This window comes from uncultured Shimia sp., from assembly GCF_947498095.1.
In the GTDB taxonomy this organism is placed as follows: domain Bacteria; phylum Pseudomonadota; class Alphaproteobacteria; order Rhodobacterales; family Rhodobacteraceae; genus Shimia.
The window spans coordinates 34,548-48,880 of record NZ_CANMJE010000007.1 but is presented as its reverse complement, the minus strand read 5'-3'; the positions used below and the strand labels follow the sequence as shown (position 1 = coordinate 48,880).

Genomic DNA, 14,333 nt, shown 5'->3' with positions numbered 1-14,333 from the left:
GAAATCAAATCATAGCTTCAGCTATTAGGCGCAGAACCAGTCACTAACGGTCCATAACGGGCCTTCGAACAGCTTGCAGCCAACGGCAGGAATGAGCCCGAAACGGTCGTAGCCTAGTCCAGATGGCGCTGCCGTGCAGCGAATGGCCGCTCCGAGCCCCGAACGGTCAGATCAAATTCGCGCCCTTCGCTCGTGCGGCAAGATCGCTCTAGAGCCAACGGTATGGAATGTGGAGACAAATAAGCCTTCAGCGCGACAACAATCAGATAAACTGGGGGTTAACGGTTGGCTGAACAAAACCCGACCTTGCCAACAGCTTTGACGGCTTTACTATGTTTTACTTTCGAGGAGAGTAGAATGAGCCAAACGCAAGATAGCAGCAAGAATGCCAAGGTATATCTTAATGGTCTGGGCCTCGGATCTATATCGGCCGCAGTCTATCTGGTACAGAAAGCCGGTTTTGATCCAGCGAACATCCATATTTTCGAACAAAACCCGGAGAGAGATCTGGTGGGCGGCTCGATGGATGCCTCAATGAAAATGGTCGACGGCAAGCCTGTCTATTTCATGCGCGGCAGCCGGATGTACGAAGACAAGGTCTACTGCTGCACCAAAGAGCTCTGGTCGTTGATCCCCTATGACGAACATGGTTCTTGCCTCGACGATCATGAGCGCAACCATGAAGAATGCCAGGTCGATACCGTCGTCCGCCTGCTGCATGCAGATGGCGAAAAGGACAGTGGCCACGACCTCGGCCTCGGCCCAATTGAGACAGTTCAGATGGCGCGCTTGATGGCGACACCCGAGTCGTCGATTCCCGATGATGCCAAAATCACCGACTATTTCAGTGACGCATTTTTCCGCAGCAACTACTGGTACATGTGGCGCGCCCTTTTCGCATTTCAGCCATGGCACTCGGCGGTCGAGATGCGGCGCTATATGCGTCTGTTCTTCCATCGGATGTCCGATATGGAGAAGATGACCTCGCTAGAGCGTACCCGCTACACTAATTACCACTCCTTCATCTTGCCGGCGTTGCGTTTGTTGACCGTGAAAGGCGTTCAAATCCACTATAACTGCCGCGTTACGGACGCGGACTTCAAAGTTGACGGCACACAGCGCTGGATTGAGCGCTTGCATTTGGAGAGCTCGGACGGTGAGGTCATGGACCCGATCGAGGTTCAGCCGCACGATAGGGCATTCTTGACGATTGGTTCAATCGTATCCAACCACGCCTATGGGTCCCACGACCAACCCGTCTCGATGTCGCCCCCGGAGAAGCCAGGCGGAGCGTACTTGCTCTGGCAGAAATTGGTGGCCAAGCAATCTGACTTGGGCCGCCCTGAACGCTTCCTGCGGGATGTATCGCTCTCCAGGATGATGCATTGCACTGTGACCTTTCGCGGCAGCCTTTTTGAGCGAAAGTTCCAGTGGCTCGTAGAGCGGTTGATGGGACGGCAAAGCCCATTACCCCTTACGCACTCACCTTGGATCTTGCATCTGCACACCTATCGGCAACCCTTTTATCCTGGACAGGCCGCTGACACCTGCGTGATCTGGGTTTCAGCCCTCGGCGAGGACAACGAAGGGCAATTCGTGAAAAAGCCAATGTATGAGTGTACAGGGCGCGAGATTCTGGAGGAGATCCTTGGTCATCTCTGGGGCGACCTGGACGGGAACGAAAAAGAAGAACTCCTTGACACCTCGTACTGCGTGCCCTGTCGCTTGCCCTATGGCATTTCTCAGTTTTTGCCTCGTGCAGAAGGGGACCGACCACCTGTCATTCCCGAAGGGTCTCAGAACTTCGCATTGCTTGGGCAGTTTGTGGAGATCCCCGACGGGATCGTGTTCACCACCGAGTACAGCGTCCTCGGGGCGATCTTGGCGATCAAAGGGCTGGTGAACGCCTCGATAGAACCTCCTGCGATGTACTTTGGCCAGCACGATCCATGGACAAACTTGGCGACGGCCAAAGCTATCCTCAGATAAGGCGTTGTACCGTCTCATCCCAAAGAACTTCCACTAGACTGGCCGCAAGAGGGAAGCGCACTTGCAGCGAAAGACTGGTTTGTCCCGCATAGCAGACCTTAGTGCAGGACGCAGCTAACGGCAGGTTTGAGCCCATTCTGTAAATTCGGCTTTCCTGCTGCGTGCGCTCGCAGCGTGGAAAATGCTGCATCAGCGTAAGATTAGGTGCTGCCGCGCAGTGGGAAAACCAGCCATTCGTGCAGAGCGCAGCAAGGATCAAAGGTCGAATTCACAGATTGCGGACAAAACGGTCATTCGCAAAACCGTGCCTTCTGTCGCCATAGGCCCATTCACGACCTTATGAACTCTGTCAAACGCTGTGGTGCAGTTTCACAAGAGCAGCCGTTCATGCATCGTGCAGCATCCATTGCCAGAGAACAGCGGACGCGTGGGCAAATTGGTCCGTTTCGGCGGCAGCATGTCCACGCCCCAATCCAGCGTGGTGTCAGAAACCGGAAATGATCCATTTTTTCGGATCAAGGCTGCGTGCAAAGATGCAATCTGCGCAAAAAACAACGCTGTTTTCAAAGGCGCTCCACGAGCACACCTTGTCCGCCTGGCGGACACTGAGCCGGACAGAAGTTCTCTCCGGTACCGTCTCTTTCTAGTTTGGTTGCGCAGCTGTGGAAGGAAATGAAATGCCAATTCAATCTTTGGGCTATCTTGGTGTGCGATCCGACCGGACGGATGACTGGAAGCAATTCGCAAGTAAAGTACTTGCCATGCAACTCGCTGATCACGGCGGGCGCCAACTTTCTTTCCGGATGGATGATTTGGTGCAGCGCCTGGTGATATCCGATGAACCCGGCGAAACGCTTGCCTTCATCGGCTGGGAACTTTCGCAGAAATCAGACCTGCAAGATTACGCCGCCCGGCTGGACAATGCGGGACATAAGGTTGGGCAGGGAAGCCGTGAATTGGCAGACCGCAGGTTTGTCGAAGACCTGATCGTATTTCACGATCCTGCGGGAAACCGGATCGAACTGGTGTGGAACCCACAAAAAGCCGAAGACCCCTTTACGCCGGGGCGGCCGATCGACGGCTTTAAAACCGGCCCGCTTGGAATGGGGCATGCGGTGTTGCACGTGCCCGATGCGACGGCTCTATTAACGTTCTATCGCGATGTGCTGGGATTTGCCGTCAGTGACTATGGTCTGAAACCAGTGCCGCTCTACTTTTTCCACGTCAACGGGCGGCATCACAGCTTTGCCATAGTTGGCTCGGGCAATTCGGGGTTTCACCACTTCATGGTCGAATATCACAACCTTGATGACGTTGGTCAGGGTTATGACCTAGCCTGCCAGGAAGAGGATGGCATTGCCTATACGCTGGGGCGCCATACCAATGACTACATGACCAGCTTCTACGCCAACAGCCCCTCGGGTTTCTTTGTCGAAAACGGATGGGGTGGGCGCGTGATCGACCCCGCGACCTGGGAGCCACATGAAACAAAGTGCGGCCCCAGTTTCTGGGGTCACGACCGTCTTTACTTGTCCGAGTCAGGGCGGGAACCTTTTGTCGACATGCGGCTCAAGGCCGCTGAGGACGGGTTGCGCGCGCCGCCCGTAGTCGATTGCCCATGGCTATATGAAACCCGTGGGCGTGGCTGAGAGAGGGGAACCTGATGGCACAGATTACCAAACATTTTGATGTCGCCATTGTCGGCTATGGGCCAACTGGTGCGACGCTGGCCAATCTGCTCGCCGAATGCGGTGTGAGTGTGGCTGTCATCGAGCGCGAGGCGGCGATTTATCATCTCCCCCGGGCTGTGCACTTTGACGGTGAAACCATGCGGGTTTTTCAGGCCGCAGGCGTAGCCGAGCAGCTGAATGAAAAAGTGCGGGTCAATCCGGGTATGCGCTTTGTCGATCAACAAAGAAATCTGCTGATGGACTGGCCCCGTCCGCAAGGGATTGGACCGCAGGGGTGGCATTCAAGTTATCGCCTTCACCAACCTGACCTTGAGAAGCTGTTGCGTGACAAACTGACCAGCCGCGACACTGCGATGATTCTGACAGAAACTGAGGTTGTTAGCGTCGAGGATCAGGGCGAAGAGGTTACTTTGTACTGTCGCAAAGCTGGCGACGAGCACAGCACAATGGTTAAGGCCAATTTCGTTGTCGGCTGTGACGGTGCTCGATCTTTGCTGCGTGAAGCCATCGGTTCTGGCATGGACGATCTGGGGTTTGACGAACGTTGGTTGGTCGTGGACCTATTGCTTAAGAGGGACCGCCCCGATCTGGGTGATCACACGGTTCAGTTCAGCAACCCTGATCGTCCAATGACCTATTGCCGAAGCCCGGAAAACCGGCGGCGGTGGGAAATCACGGTTCTAGATGACGAAACCGACGACGAGGTTTTGCAAACCGCGCGCATATGGGATTTTCTTGCGCCCTGGATTGGCCCCGAGGATGCGGATCTGGAACGGAGCGCGGTCTACACGTTTCGATCTGCAATCGCGCAGAACTGGCGCAAAGGTCGATTGATGATCGCCGGAGATGCCGCACATCTGACACCGCCTTTTATGGGTCAAGGCATGTGCGCGGGGATCCGTGACGCCGCCAATCTGGCGTGGAAACTGGCGCTTTGCGTCAATGGCGAAACCGGAATTGACTTGCTGGACAGCTATCAAGCCGAGCGCGCGCCCCACGTGCGCACGTTCATCGAAACGGCGGTGCGCTTAGGTGGTTTGATCAATACGATGGATCGCGACACCGCGCTGGCACGAACAGAAGCTGATTGCGACGGAAAGGCTCGCATGGAGTTCACCTCGCCCCCACTTGGTCGCAGTGATTTGGCCAGCCTCGTGGTTGGCAACACGCCGCACACCGGGCACCTGTTCAGCCAGCCGACACTCAGTGACGGTCAGCGGCTTGATGATGCCATCGGGTATGCACCAGTGCTTGTGGTGCGTCACAAACTGCCCCGTGATGTCGTGCCAGCCATGCGCGTTCTTGATGGAGAAGCGCATCCTGCCTTTGCAGATGCGTTGGACGAAATTGGGGCAAATGCCGTTCTGCTGCGCCCTGACCGATACATCGCCGCTAGCGCCATGACTCAGACAGACATCAAAGCAATTGCAGCTATGAGCCTGCCAACCCCTTACAAAACCATCATAGAAAGAGAGCCCGTAAAATGAAACTTGCTTCCCTGAAAACTGGCGGGCGCGACGGCACGCTGGTCGTTGTGTCCCGTGATCTTTCCCGTTTGACTTTGGCCACATCCGTGGCACCCACACTGCGCGAAGCGATCGAAGACTGGCAGACCGCCGAGCCTGCCCTGCGCAACCTTGAAAAACAACTCGAGGACGGCGTCGTCGATTCCATGTCGTATGATCCGGCGGCACTGGCCTCACCGTTGCCGCGAGCGTTCCAGTGGGCGGACGGTAGCGCCTATCTCAGCCATATGCGGCTTGTACGCAAGGCGCGCGGCGTTGACATGCCTGCAAATTCGGAATCCGACCCGTTGCTCTATCAAGGTGGTGGCGACGGGTTTCTTGGACCGGTCGACCCAATCCCCTGCGTCGATACCGATTGGGGTCTGGATTTCGAGGGCGAAATTGCCGTGGTCACAGATGACGTGCCGATGGGATGCACGGCCAAGCAGGCCAGATCGCATATCAAACTGATCATGCTGTGCAACGATGTAAGCCTGCGCCATGTCATGCGCCCAGAACTGGTTAAAGGATTTGGCTTCTTCCAGTCGAAACCCGCAAGTTCCTTCTCGCCCGTGTGCGTAACCCCCGACGAGCTGGGAGAGGCCTGGACTGGTGGGCGCATCAACCTGTCACTAGTCACGACTTACAACGGTGACGAATTCGGATGCGTCGACGCGGGCGCGGATCTGAACTTTGAGTTTCCCGAGCTGATCGCCCACGCCGCGCGTACCCGCGACCTATCGGCTGGCACGATCATCGGGTCGGGCACTGTCAGCAATGAAAACCACCAAGAGGTGGGTTCATCCTGTCTGGCTGAAAAGCGTATGATTGAAACAATTCGCGATGGCGAGCCGACAACCCGGTTCATGCAACCCGGCGACACAATCCGGTTCGAGATGCTGGACCACGACGGCACCAGCGTGTTCGGCGCTATTGACCAGTCGGTTGTGGCCGGGTGAAACTGCATCATGGGCGGACAGAACGCCCCCCTGATCGTGATGGATAAATGGCGGCAAACTCTGAAACTGTCCGCGCGCTTGCGCGTGGATTGAATATCCTGCGATATCTCAACCGGGCCGGCGCAACCCGTCCGGGTGAAATCGCGTCAGAGCTGGGTTTGCCTCGCCCAACGGTTTATCGCTTGCTGCACACGCTGGAAGAAGAGGGCTATGTCCTCTGTTCCGCCAGCGATGCCCGGGTGCGTGTGTCGCCTTTGGCCGCGGCATTGGGAGACAATGTGTCGGTGCGCTCGCGCCTTTGTCAGGTGGCGGCACCAGTTATGGCGGAATTCACCGAAACCCACGCCTGGCCAGCCGATCTTTCCACCTATGAAGACGCCCATATGGTGATCCAGGAATCGACCCATGGCCGCAGCCCGTTGTCGGTGGACCCAGGGATGGTCGGCTTTTCCCTGCCCATTCTGCGCTCGTCAGCGGGGCGGGCCTATCTTTCGGTCTGTGGTTCGCGCGAGCTGGAGATGATTATCGAGTTATTGCGCGCCGAAAACCTTCCCGAAGACATGCCGTTCCTCAGAAAAAGATGGCTGGAGGAAAACCTGACGATCTATGCCGAACAGGGATACGCCACCCGTGGCCCACACACATTCAGGCCCAAAACATCCAGCCTGGCCGTGCCTATCCTAACTGATGATCGCGCGGTCGGCTGCTTGTCGATTATCTGGGTCACCAAGGCCATGAACATGGATCAGGCGATCAAGCGTTATGCCGACGCTTTGCAGTTTGCTGCGGCGAACATCGCCACCGAATATGAAACCCTTGAAATTTCGGGTCGGCCTTAACGGCGTCTGTGGGCATATGGCGCGCTTCAAAACGCTAAGTGTCCGCCACGCGGACAGCTGGACGCAAGAGCATATTTTTTTTGTGCTCTGAAGCGCTAGAATTTCGCCAAGAAATGGGAGGAAACACACATCATGAAACATACTTTGATCACAGGTCTTGCCGCCGGCGCGATGTCGATTGCATCCATGGCAGCGCAGGCCGCTGACACCACACTGACGATTTCGTCTTGGGCCCCGCCAACGCATGGCGTCAACGCCATGATCTGGCCTGAGCTAACCAAAATGATCGAAGAGGCCACCGACGGGCGGGTCAGTGCCGAAGTCAAATATGGTCTGGGCAGCCCTCCGGCGCAATTCGACCTGGTGCTTGACGGTGCGGCCGATATCACCTGGATCTTCCACGGCTATTCGCCTGGCCGCTTCGTGTCGACGAAAATGATCGAACTTCCGGGCTACGAGGGTAACGCCGAGGCCGCGTCGGTCGCAAGCTGGCGGGCGTATGACACATTCTTTGCCGATTTGAATGAGCACAAGGGCGTCAAGGTTCTGGCGATGATGACCCATGGCCCGGGCGTACTGCATTCGAACGTGCAGATCACCGCGCTTGAAGACATTTCTGGAATGAAGTTGCGACTAGGTGGCGGCGTGTCTGGCGATGTCGGGGCTGCACTGGGGGCAACGGGCATCCGTGTGCCCGCTCCAAAAGTCTATGAAACATTGGAATCGAATGCCGCAGACGGTGTGATGATGCCGATGGAGGCGAAGAAGAGCTTCAAACTGTTCGAAGTTGCCAAAAACTCTTACGAAGTTCCGGGCGGGTTCTATCGTGGATCTTTCGCCATCATCATGAACCAGGACACATTCGACAGGCTGTCTGATGCCGATCGCGCTGCACTGGATAAGGTATTTGGCGAAAACTTGTCACGCGCTGCGGGCAAAGCCTGGGACCAGATCGATGCGGCTGGCATCGAATCGCTGCACGCGAATTCCGACAATGCACTGACACAGGCCTCGGCTGACGATGCGGCCAAGTGGCAGGCACTTACAGGACCGCTGATTGAAAAGGTCCTCTCCGAGGTCAGTGCAAAGGGCGTCGATGCAGTTGCCGCGCATGCCTTTATCGTCGAGCAGATGTCCGCCGAGTGACCTGACCGCACGTTCAGCGTTTCAAAACACCAACAACAAGGCCCTTCATTGGGCCTTGTTTCATACAGTGGACCCACCATCATGACTGAACAAGATGACCAAACCTCAAATCCAGCGCAAAACTGGGACATGTCGCTGCGACAAACAAGTCCCTGGCGCTATATCGCCGTTGCCCCGACATGGTTTGCGGCCGGTATCTTGTTCCTGTTGATGTCGATGACATTTGCAGATGTCGTTTTGCGCAGCCTGTTTGGCAACCCGATTGAATCGGCAACCGAATTAACGCGACTGTTCATGGCCATCATCGTGTTTTCGTCTCTGCCTATCGTCAGTTGGAAAGGCGCGAACATCGTGGTTGATCTTATGGACCCGCTATTTTCCCGTCGCCTTGCGGCCCTGCGCGACTTTGTAATTGATCTTGCGTGCGGAATCTTTCTGTTGTGGCCCGCAAAGCGGGTCTGGGAACTTGCCGAACGTGCGCGCGAATACGGCGATGTCAGCGAATACCTCAACCTACCACAACACTATGTCGGTTGGTTCATCTCCGTTTTCACCCTTGTCACTGCAATCACCTTCATTGCCCGTGCCGTCGCGCGAGTAATTTCCCCAACAAAGGCAAACTTCTGATGCTGTTTTCCATCCTTGGCCTGGCTGCGGTCCTTTTCCTTGTGTTCCTGCGGATGCCGATTGCGATAGCAATGGGGTTTGTGGGGTTTGTCGGCTATGCTGAACTGCGCGGGTTTCGTGCCTCGATTTCTATGGTCGGTCGGTTGATCATAGACACCGCACAGGACTACGGGCTGTCGGTTGTCCCACTGTTCATCCTGATGGGGCTTTTCGTGAATAAGGGCGGACTGTCGCGCGAATTGTATCAGGTATCTTACGCCTTTATGGGTCACTTTCGAGGTGGGCTGGCAATGGCGACAATCGTTGCTTGTGCCGGATTTTCGGCCATCTGCGGCTCGTCCCTGGCGACTGCTGCCACGATGTCAAAAGTCGCGATGCCTCAAATGCGCAAATACAATTATGCTGACAGCCTGTCGACGGCATCCATCGCCGCCGGGGGCACGTTGGGGATTCTTATACCGCCCTCTGTCATTCTTGTTATCTATGGTTTGCTGACCGAAACCAGCATCGGAAAATTGTTCATCGCCGGTATCATCCCGGGATTGCTCGGGGTCGTTCTTTACCTTGCGGCAGTGCGCTACACGATCCTGCGCAACCCAGAGGCCGGCCCCGCCGGGGATCGCGCGAGCTGGGTTGATCGTGCCAAGGCTTTGAAAGGCGTGTGGGCGGTACTTCTGTTGTTCTTCATTGTAATCGGCGGGTTGTACGGAGTTTTGGACTTCTGGCCACTGAATTTGACATTTTCCCCGACCGAGGCGGCAGGTATGGGCGCGGCAGGAGCCTTTCTGATCGCTTTTTCGCGGCGCAGACTCAGCTTTGCTGCAACGATGCAGGTCTTGATCGAAACCGCCCAGACGACCGCCGCTCTGTTTACTGTTCTGATCGGCGCCTGGGTGTTTTCAAACTTTGTGAACCTTGCCGGCCTGCCGGAAGCGCTGCGCGCCACGGTTTCCTCTGCGGGTCTGGGGCCAATGACGGTAATGCTGATGATCCTTGGCGTCTATGTCATCCTCGGATGTGTTTTCGAAAGCCTTTCGATGCTATTGCTGACTGTGCCGATCTTTTTTCCACTGGTCACGAGCCTAGGCTTTGATCCGGTCTGGTTCGGCATCATTGTTGTCGTCGTCACCGAAATCAGCCTGATTACACCACCGGTCGGATTGAATGTCTTTGTCCTCAAAGGCGTTGTTGGGAACGTGTCGACAGCAACGATCTTCAAAGGCGTCACGCCATTCTGGGTCGTCGACATCATCCGCTTGGCCGTGTTGGTACTTGTACCAACACTGGTGCTGTTCCTGCCAAACTCTATGCACTAGCGAGTGGTGCCTCCCAAAAGGACGCTAACCAACTCTCTGATATGGCGTGTTAAAACGTACGGCTCGCGGCGTTCGGCGCTCAACGAACCTAGTTAGAGATTGGTTAGCCTTCCAACATCTGTTTTGCGAAATTCAATTGAGGTTACAGCACGGGCTATTCCTCAGCTCCGACAAAGGTCCTGCATTTCTCGCCTTCACTGCAATGCATTCGGCAGCGATCTCTGCTGAAAGAGAGAAGTACGAGAACCTTGGTGCGTTCCGCGCGACTGACATTTTCAGTGCCGGATTGCCGGAATTGCAGCCAAAGATTGCATAGTCGCCCAGTCAAACACCGGTGGCGGGACAATTTCTGAGGGCGTAACGAACGGCAGCTTTTCTTTCTGCAGTGTGGCTGATGGTCTCGGTAAGCGGGAGTTGCAGCACCTGCGAGCGTCGGCGTTGACTATGTCTACTCCGGGCTCGGAGCTGTCTGATGCATACGCGGCATGGTACACCTACATGACAAGTCCAAAGCAGTTATAGAAATTATGCTATTATCCATCGTCAGCGCGATGCCGACGCTTGGGTTTGGAGGGCGGTATGGAGGGCAAAATATGCCTAGAGTACAGCTTCCAGCAATCACCCCCAAACAACGAGCTTGGAACAAAGGTCGCATCATCGGGCAAAAGCGCCCGTTGCGACCCAAACAGGTCTGGGCCATCCGAGCGCGTCTCGAACTGGCAAACAATTTGCGAGATCTGGCGCTCTTTAATGTCGCGATCGATAGCAAGTTGCGTGGACGCGATTTGGTATGTCTCAAGGTGAGCGACCTCGTAAACGCTGATCAAGTGCGCGAACGTGTTTCGGTGGTGCAAAGCAAAACAAAGCGGCCAGTTCAGTTTGAACTGACTGAAAACACGCGTGATTCCGTTGCCAACTGGGTCAAAAGTCCAGAAATGTTGAGAGGCAGCTTCATGTTTCCAAGTCGGTTCCACGACCATCCCCACATTTCAACACGCCAATACGGCCGACTTGTCAGGGATTGGGTCGCAGCAATTGGCTTAGAACCAAGTGGCTACGGCACGCACTCGATGCACAGGACGAAGGCCGCTGAAATTTACCGTAAGACTGGGAACTTACGAGCAGTACAACTGCTTCTTGGCCACACAAAGATCGATAGCACTGTTAGGTACTTGGGCGTCGAAGTCGAAGATGCCCTAAGCATTGCTGAGAAGATCGACATTTGAACTTTAGGCGAGCGGTACAAGCCGTTCGCCTTCCGTAAGCAGCCATGCAGCAATCATCTTCTGATGACAGCAAAGAGCCCAAAGTGACACTTTCTGCACCACTCATTAATGGCTGCTTTTAGTTATCGGTTTCATCACGCTTCAGGGAATGAGTCCGGCACGCTGTTATTTGGAGTGTTTGTTGTACAAAATGCGATCTAGACTGCTGCTTCAGGTATGAGATGCCGGAAACGCGTGGCGACCGTCTTGAAGCCGCCACGCTTATTAGTCAGTTCAGAGTATTTTTGTAGATCACGCCATTTTTCATGATCAGTCGCATCGTCGGGATGTCACGAGGACGCGGTTCGGCGTCGTACCATTTCTCGTTGCCACCGATGACACTGATGTCTTCAAGTGGGTTTCCATCGACAATAAGAACGTCGGCATAAGCGCCTTCCGCAATCAGACCCAGAGGGCCTTCGAGGTAAGGATTGGCTTTCCCCGAGTATGCCAGAAGTTCGCCTGCCGAAGAGGTTGCCGCAACAAGCATTGCATGATTGCCGAAGAGTTCAGCGTGGAACCACTTTTCGTGATCCATTTGTGACCGGAACCCTTCAGCGGGCGCAAAAATGATGTCAGATTGGAACGCCATTTTTGGTCGGATTTCCTTAACGTTTTCGACAAAGTCCTTGGACAAGTCAGTTGCCAGAGCAAGTTTCGCCTGGTTCGTCTTGGTTTGAAGGCCGGGGTTCTGTTCGAGATATGGGGATATACCGGTCATCTGAGAAACAAGGAAGATATCATTGTCCTTCATCAATTGAAGCGTTTCCCGGCTGGCGAAAAAGCCATGTTCAATACTTTTTACACCCGCTTCAATAGCACGCGAAATCCCCTCGTCAGAGAAGACGTGAACGCCGACATAGGTATTCCAATCGGCTGCTACGCGTACCGCCGCTTCGAGTTCTTCGGGTTGGAACTGCAGTGTGTGTAGCGGATCGAGAACCGACGCGACGCCACCTCCCGCCATCATCTTGATCTGGCTGGCCCCTTGAGACAGGTTCTGACGGACAGCCGCCATGACACCGTCTACACCGTCTGCCACATACGTGATGCCGAGACGTTGCGCGTTGCTGTCATTGGCATAGGGAGGCAAGTTTGGGTTGCGCATGGATGCGGACCGAAAGTCGCCGTGGCCCGATGTTTGTGAGAGAAAGGCACCGGCTGGGTAAATGCGTGGACCTTCGATCAGACCGGCATCGACTGTCTTCTTTAAACCCGATCCGCCTCCGCCCATTTCGCGTACGCTGGTAAACCCGCTATACAGGTATTCATTGGCCATATGTGCCGCGCGCGCGCCGATTTCGTCCCATGTTGCAGCTTCTTGGGCACCAAGACCGCCATTGATGTTCAGGTAAAGATGCGAGTGCGCATCGATTAGCCCAGGCATCAAAGTGCGTCCATCGCAGTCAATCTGGTTTGCCCCTTCTGCCTCAAGTGACGTATCGCCGATAGCCGAAATCAGATTACCCTCAATCAGAACATTTTGCCCTTCAATCAACGTTTCCGTGAGGCCATCAAACACCGCACAGTTCGTGAATAGAACCAGTGCCGGTGAAGCCTCTTCCTGAGCGAGCGCCGACGTAGCCGTTGCTGTCGCGAGCAAAACACCCGCTACAGATTGTAGTATGCTCTTCATATCGATCTCCCTTTGGATTAGCCCCTGTGCCCGGAGCGTTTGAACTGAGAGACAGTATAAGAATTGACGGAACCATTGCCTGTCTTCGGGGTGCGGTGACGGCAGTTTTTTGCCCCATAAGGACTATTTAGAGCAGTTTATTCCCTCTTGGTTGTTCTGAGACGCTAGGATGAAACTGAACATAAAAGCGAATGCTGAATCGATGAATCACACCTTACCACTCGTAAAGCTGAGTGTTTTGCGCCCCTTCGCCACGGAACTCCACGAACGCGGTATTGACCCGGAACCAGTGTTTGAGAGCGTCGGGTTAACTGAGGGTGCAATCTTTGAGGCCGACCTCTCAGTTCACGTCATGGTCATCCACCAGTTTGTCGAGAACGCCGCCAAGTCTGCCGAAGATCCCTTTTTTGGGGCCCGCGTTGGAAGCAAACTCGATGTTCAGGGTTGGGCGATACTTGAGGACGCTGAGGCGCGCGCGTCAACGGTGGGAGACTTCCTGTCGATCTTTATTGCGCGGTCCAACGAGATTGCCAGTTCTGTCACAGAACATCTCAATATAGTCGGCCAAACGGCAGTTTTTGGAGAAACGCGCTCTTTTGCACCCCAAATCCTGCCCGCTCAGAACGATGCATTCATGGTGGCGCTCGGCCTGGCCGTTCTCCGGCGGGCTTTGCGCAATCGGTTGGACCCATCGAAAGTAACAGTTACTGTAAGCGACCCCAAGGTTTTGCCATCGGAATTCGACCTGATGCATCCTATGAGGGGGAACAGAATGGGGTTCTGCATCCACTTTCCGTCGTCTTGGTTGTCCCTAAAACTGAATCCTGCGTCGTCCAGTTTAGCCACGGAGGAGATATCCAGCTCGGCTGCCGACGGGTTTGTTCAATCCTTCAGGCAAATGCTCCGGGCACACATCGAACAGATTGACCTGAGCGCTTCAAAATGTGCGGCTCTCGCATCGATGAGCCAGCACAAGCTGAAACGACGACTGGCTGAGAACGGGACCAATATTACCAACGAGATAAGCTTCGTGAGGCAGCAATACGCAAGAGAGGTTCTAGTCACGACCAGTAGATCGATTTCCGATATCGCGACAGTTCTCGGGTTTACGGATGCCGCAAATTTCGCCCGAGCCTTCCGCCGCGCAAACGGCATGACGCCAACCGCTTTTAGAAAATTGCAAGAAGTAGAGGACGGCGAAAAAAACTGAGTTGTTCGCCGAACCAGACACCCATCCCGGCAGGCCCGACGGCAGCTTCGTCCGCGTTGCAGACCTTAGAGCAAAACGCAACGAACGTCCGCTGTCCGCCCTCTTTGACCCAGTGGGCAGCCTATCCCTCGGTCGTGTCCAGTATGGATC

At 55.1% G+C, this 14,333-nt stretch carries 12 protein-coding genes; 10 read left to right on the top strand and 2 right to left on the bottom strand.

Going from position 1 to position 14,333, the window contains the following annotated elements:
- Positions 1 to 285 precede the first annotated feature (285 nt).
- Positions 286 to 1,989, top strand: coding sequence for an oleate hydratase (locus Q0932_RS12880; RefSeq protein ID WP_299353571.1), 1,704 nt, complete (start codon positions 286 to 288; stop codon positions 1,987 to 1,989).
- A 369-nt stretch (positions 1,990 to 2,358) separates the two neighbouring features.
- Here the strand turns inward: Q0932_RS12880 and Q0932_RS12875 are convergent, their stop codons facing one another.
- Positions 2,359 to 2,556 carry a hypothetical protein gene (locus tag Q0932_RS12875; RefSeq protein ID WP_299353568.1) on the bottom strand — a complete coding sequence of 66 codons (198 nt, stop codon included), beginning with the start codon at positions 2,554 to 2,556 and terminating at the stop codon, positions 2,359 to 2,361.
- A 110-nt stretch (positions 2,557 to 2,666) separates the two neighbouring features.
- On the opposite strand from Q0932_RS12875, the gene Q0932_RS12870 reads away from it, so the two are divergent.
- The 8 genes from Q0932_RS12870 (at position 2,667) to Q0932_RS12835 (ending at position 11,298) form a co-directional block, all read left to right on the top strand.
- Positions 2,667 to 3,638, top strand: coding sequence for a VOC family protein (locus Q0932_RS12870; RefSeq protein ID WP_299353565.1), 972 nt, complete (start codon positions 2,667 to 2,669; stop codon positions 3,636 to 3,638).
- Positions 3,639 to 3,652: 14 nt separating this feature from the next.
- Positions 3,653 to 5,167, top strand: a complete 1,515-nt coding sequence (locus Q0932_RS12865; RefSeq protein ID WP_299353562.1) for a bifunctional 3-(3-hydroxy-phenyl)propionate/3-hydroxycinnamic acid hydroxylase — start codon at positions 3,653 to 3,655, stop codon at positions 5,165 to 5,167.
- Positions 5,164 to 6,144: a fumarylacetoacetate hydrolase family protein gene (locus tag Q0932_RS12860; protein ID WP_299353559.1), complete on the top strand. Its 981-nt coding sequence runs from the start codon at positions 5,164 to 5,166 to the stop codon at positions 6,142 to 6,144. The genes Q0932_RS12865 and Q0932_RS12860 overlap by 4 nt, the downstream gene beginning before the upstream one ends.
- 47 nt (positions 6,145 to 6,191) lie before the next feature.
- Positions 6,192 to 6,983, top strand: coding sequence for a DNA-binding transcriptional regulator (locus tag Q0932_RS12855; RefSeq protein ID WP_299353557.1), 792 nt, complete (start codon positions 6,192 to 6,194; stop codon positions 6,981 to 6,983).
- Positions 6,984 to 7,115: 132 nt separating this feature from the next.
- A complete protein-coding gene (locus tag Q0932_RS12850; protein WP_299353554.1) occupies positions 7,116 to 8,129 on the top strand; it encodes a TRAP transporter substrate-binding protein in 1,014 nt (337 codons plus the stop codon).
- Positions 8,130 to 8,210: 81 nt separating this feature from the next.
- The gene (locus tag Q0932_RS12845; RefSeq protein ID WP_299353551.1) at positions 8,211 to 8,756 is read left to right on the top strand and encodes a TRAP transporter small permease; all 546 of its coding nucleotides are present in this window, start codon (positions 8,211 to 8,213) and stop codon (positions 8,754 to 8,756) included.
- Positions 8,756 to 10,072, top strand: a complete 1,317-nt coding sequence (locus Q0932_RS12840) for a TRAP transporter large permease (protein WP_299353548.1) — start codon at positions 8,756 to 8,758, stop codon at positions 10,070 to 10,072. Before Q0932_RS12845 ends, Q0932_RS12840 begins: the two co-directional genes overlap by 1 nt.
- Before the next feature lie 593 nt (positions 10,073 to 10,665).
- Positions 10,666 to 11,298 carry a tyrosine-type recombinase/integrase gene (locus tag Q0932_RS12835; protein WP_299354097.1) on the top strand — a complete coding sequence of 211 codons (633 nt, stop codon included), beginning with the start codon at positions 10,666 to 10,668 and terminating at the stop codon, positions 11,296 to 11,298.
- 268 nt (positions 11,299 to 11,566) lie between these two features.
- Here the strand turns inward: Q0932_RS12835 and Q0932_RS12830 are convergent, their stop codons facing one another.
- Positions 11,567 to 12,973, bottom strand: coding sequence for an amidohydrolase family protein (locus Q0932_RS12830; RefSeq protein ID WP_299353546.1), 1,407 nt, complete (start codon positions 12,971 to 12,973; stop codon positions 11,567 to 11,569).
- 169 nt (positions 12,974 to 13,142) lie between these two features.
- On the opposite strand from Q0932_RS12830, the gene Q0932_RS12825 reads away from it, so the two are divergent.
- On the top strand, positions 13,143 to 14,183 hold the full coding sequence (locus Q0932_RS12825) for an AraC family transcriptional regulator (RefSeq protein ID WP_299353543.1): 1,041 nt from the start codon (positions 13,143 to 13,145) through the stop codon (positions 14,181 to 14,183).
- Positions 14,184 to 14,333 lie beyond the last annotated feature (150 nt).

Excerpts from the sequence above, each read along its gene's own strand:
- Q0932_RS12870 (WP_299353565.1), top strand. The coding sequence starts at position 2,667 with ATGCCAATTCAATCTTTGGGCTATCTTGGTGTGCGATCCGACCGGACG.
- Q0932_RS12865 (WP_299353562.1), top strand. The coding sequence starts at position 3,653 with ATGGCACAGATTACCAAACATTTTGATGTCGCCATTGTCGGCTATGGG.
- Q0932_RS12860 (WP_299353559.1), top strand. The coding sequence starts at position 5,164 with ATGAAACTTGCTTCCCTGAAAACTGGCGGGCGCGACGGCACGCTGGTC.
- Q0932_RS12855 (WP_299353557.1), top strand. The coding sequence starts at position 6,192 with ATGGCGGCAAACTCTGAAACTGTCCGCGCGCTTGCGCGTGGATTGAAT.
- Q0932_RS12850 (WP_299353554.1), top strand. The coding sequence starts at position 7,116 with ATGAAACATACTTTGATCACAGGTCTTGCCGCCGGCGCGATGTCGATT.
- Q0932_RS12845 (WP_299353551.1), top strand. The coding sequence starts at position 8,211 with ATGACTGAACAAGATGACCAAACCTCAAATCCAGCGCAAAACTGGGAC.
- Q0932_RS12840 (WP_299353548.1), top strand. The coding sequence starts at position 8,756 with ATGCTGTTTTCCATCCTTGGCCTGGCTGCGGTCCTTTTCCTTGTGTTC.
- Q0932_RS12835 (WP_299354097.1), top strand. The coding sequence starts at position 10,666 with ATGCCTAGAGTACAGCTTCCAGCAATCACCCCCAAACAACGAGCTTGG.
- Q0932_RS12830 (WP_299353546.1), bottom strand. The coding sequence starts at position 12,973 with ATGAAGAGCATACTACAATCTGTAGCGGGTGTTTTGCTCGCGACAGCA.
- Q0932_RS12825 (WP_299353543.1), top strand. The coding sequence starts at position 13,143 with ATGAAACTGAACATAAAAGCGAATGCTGAATCGATGAATCACACCTTA.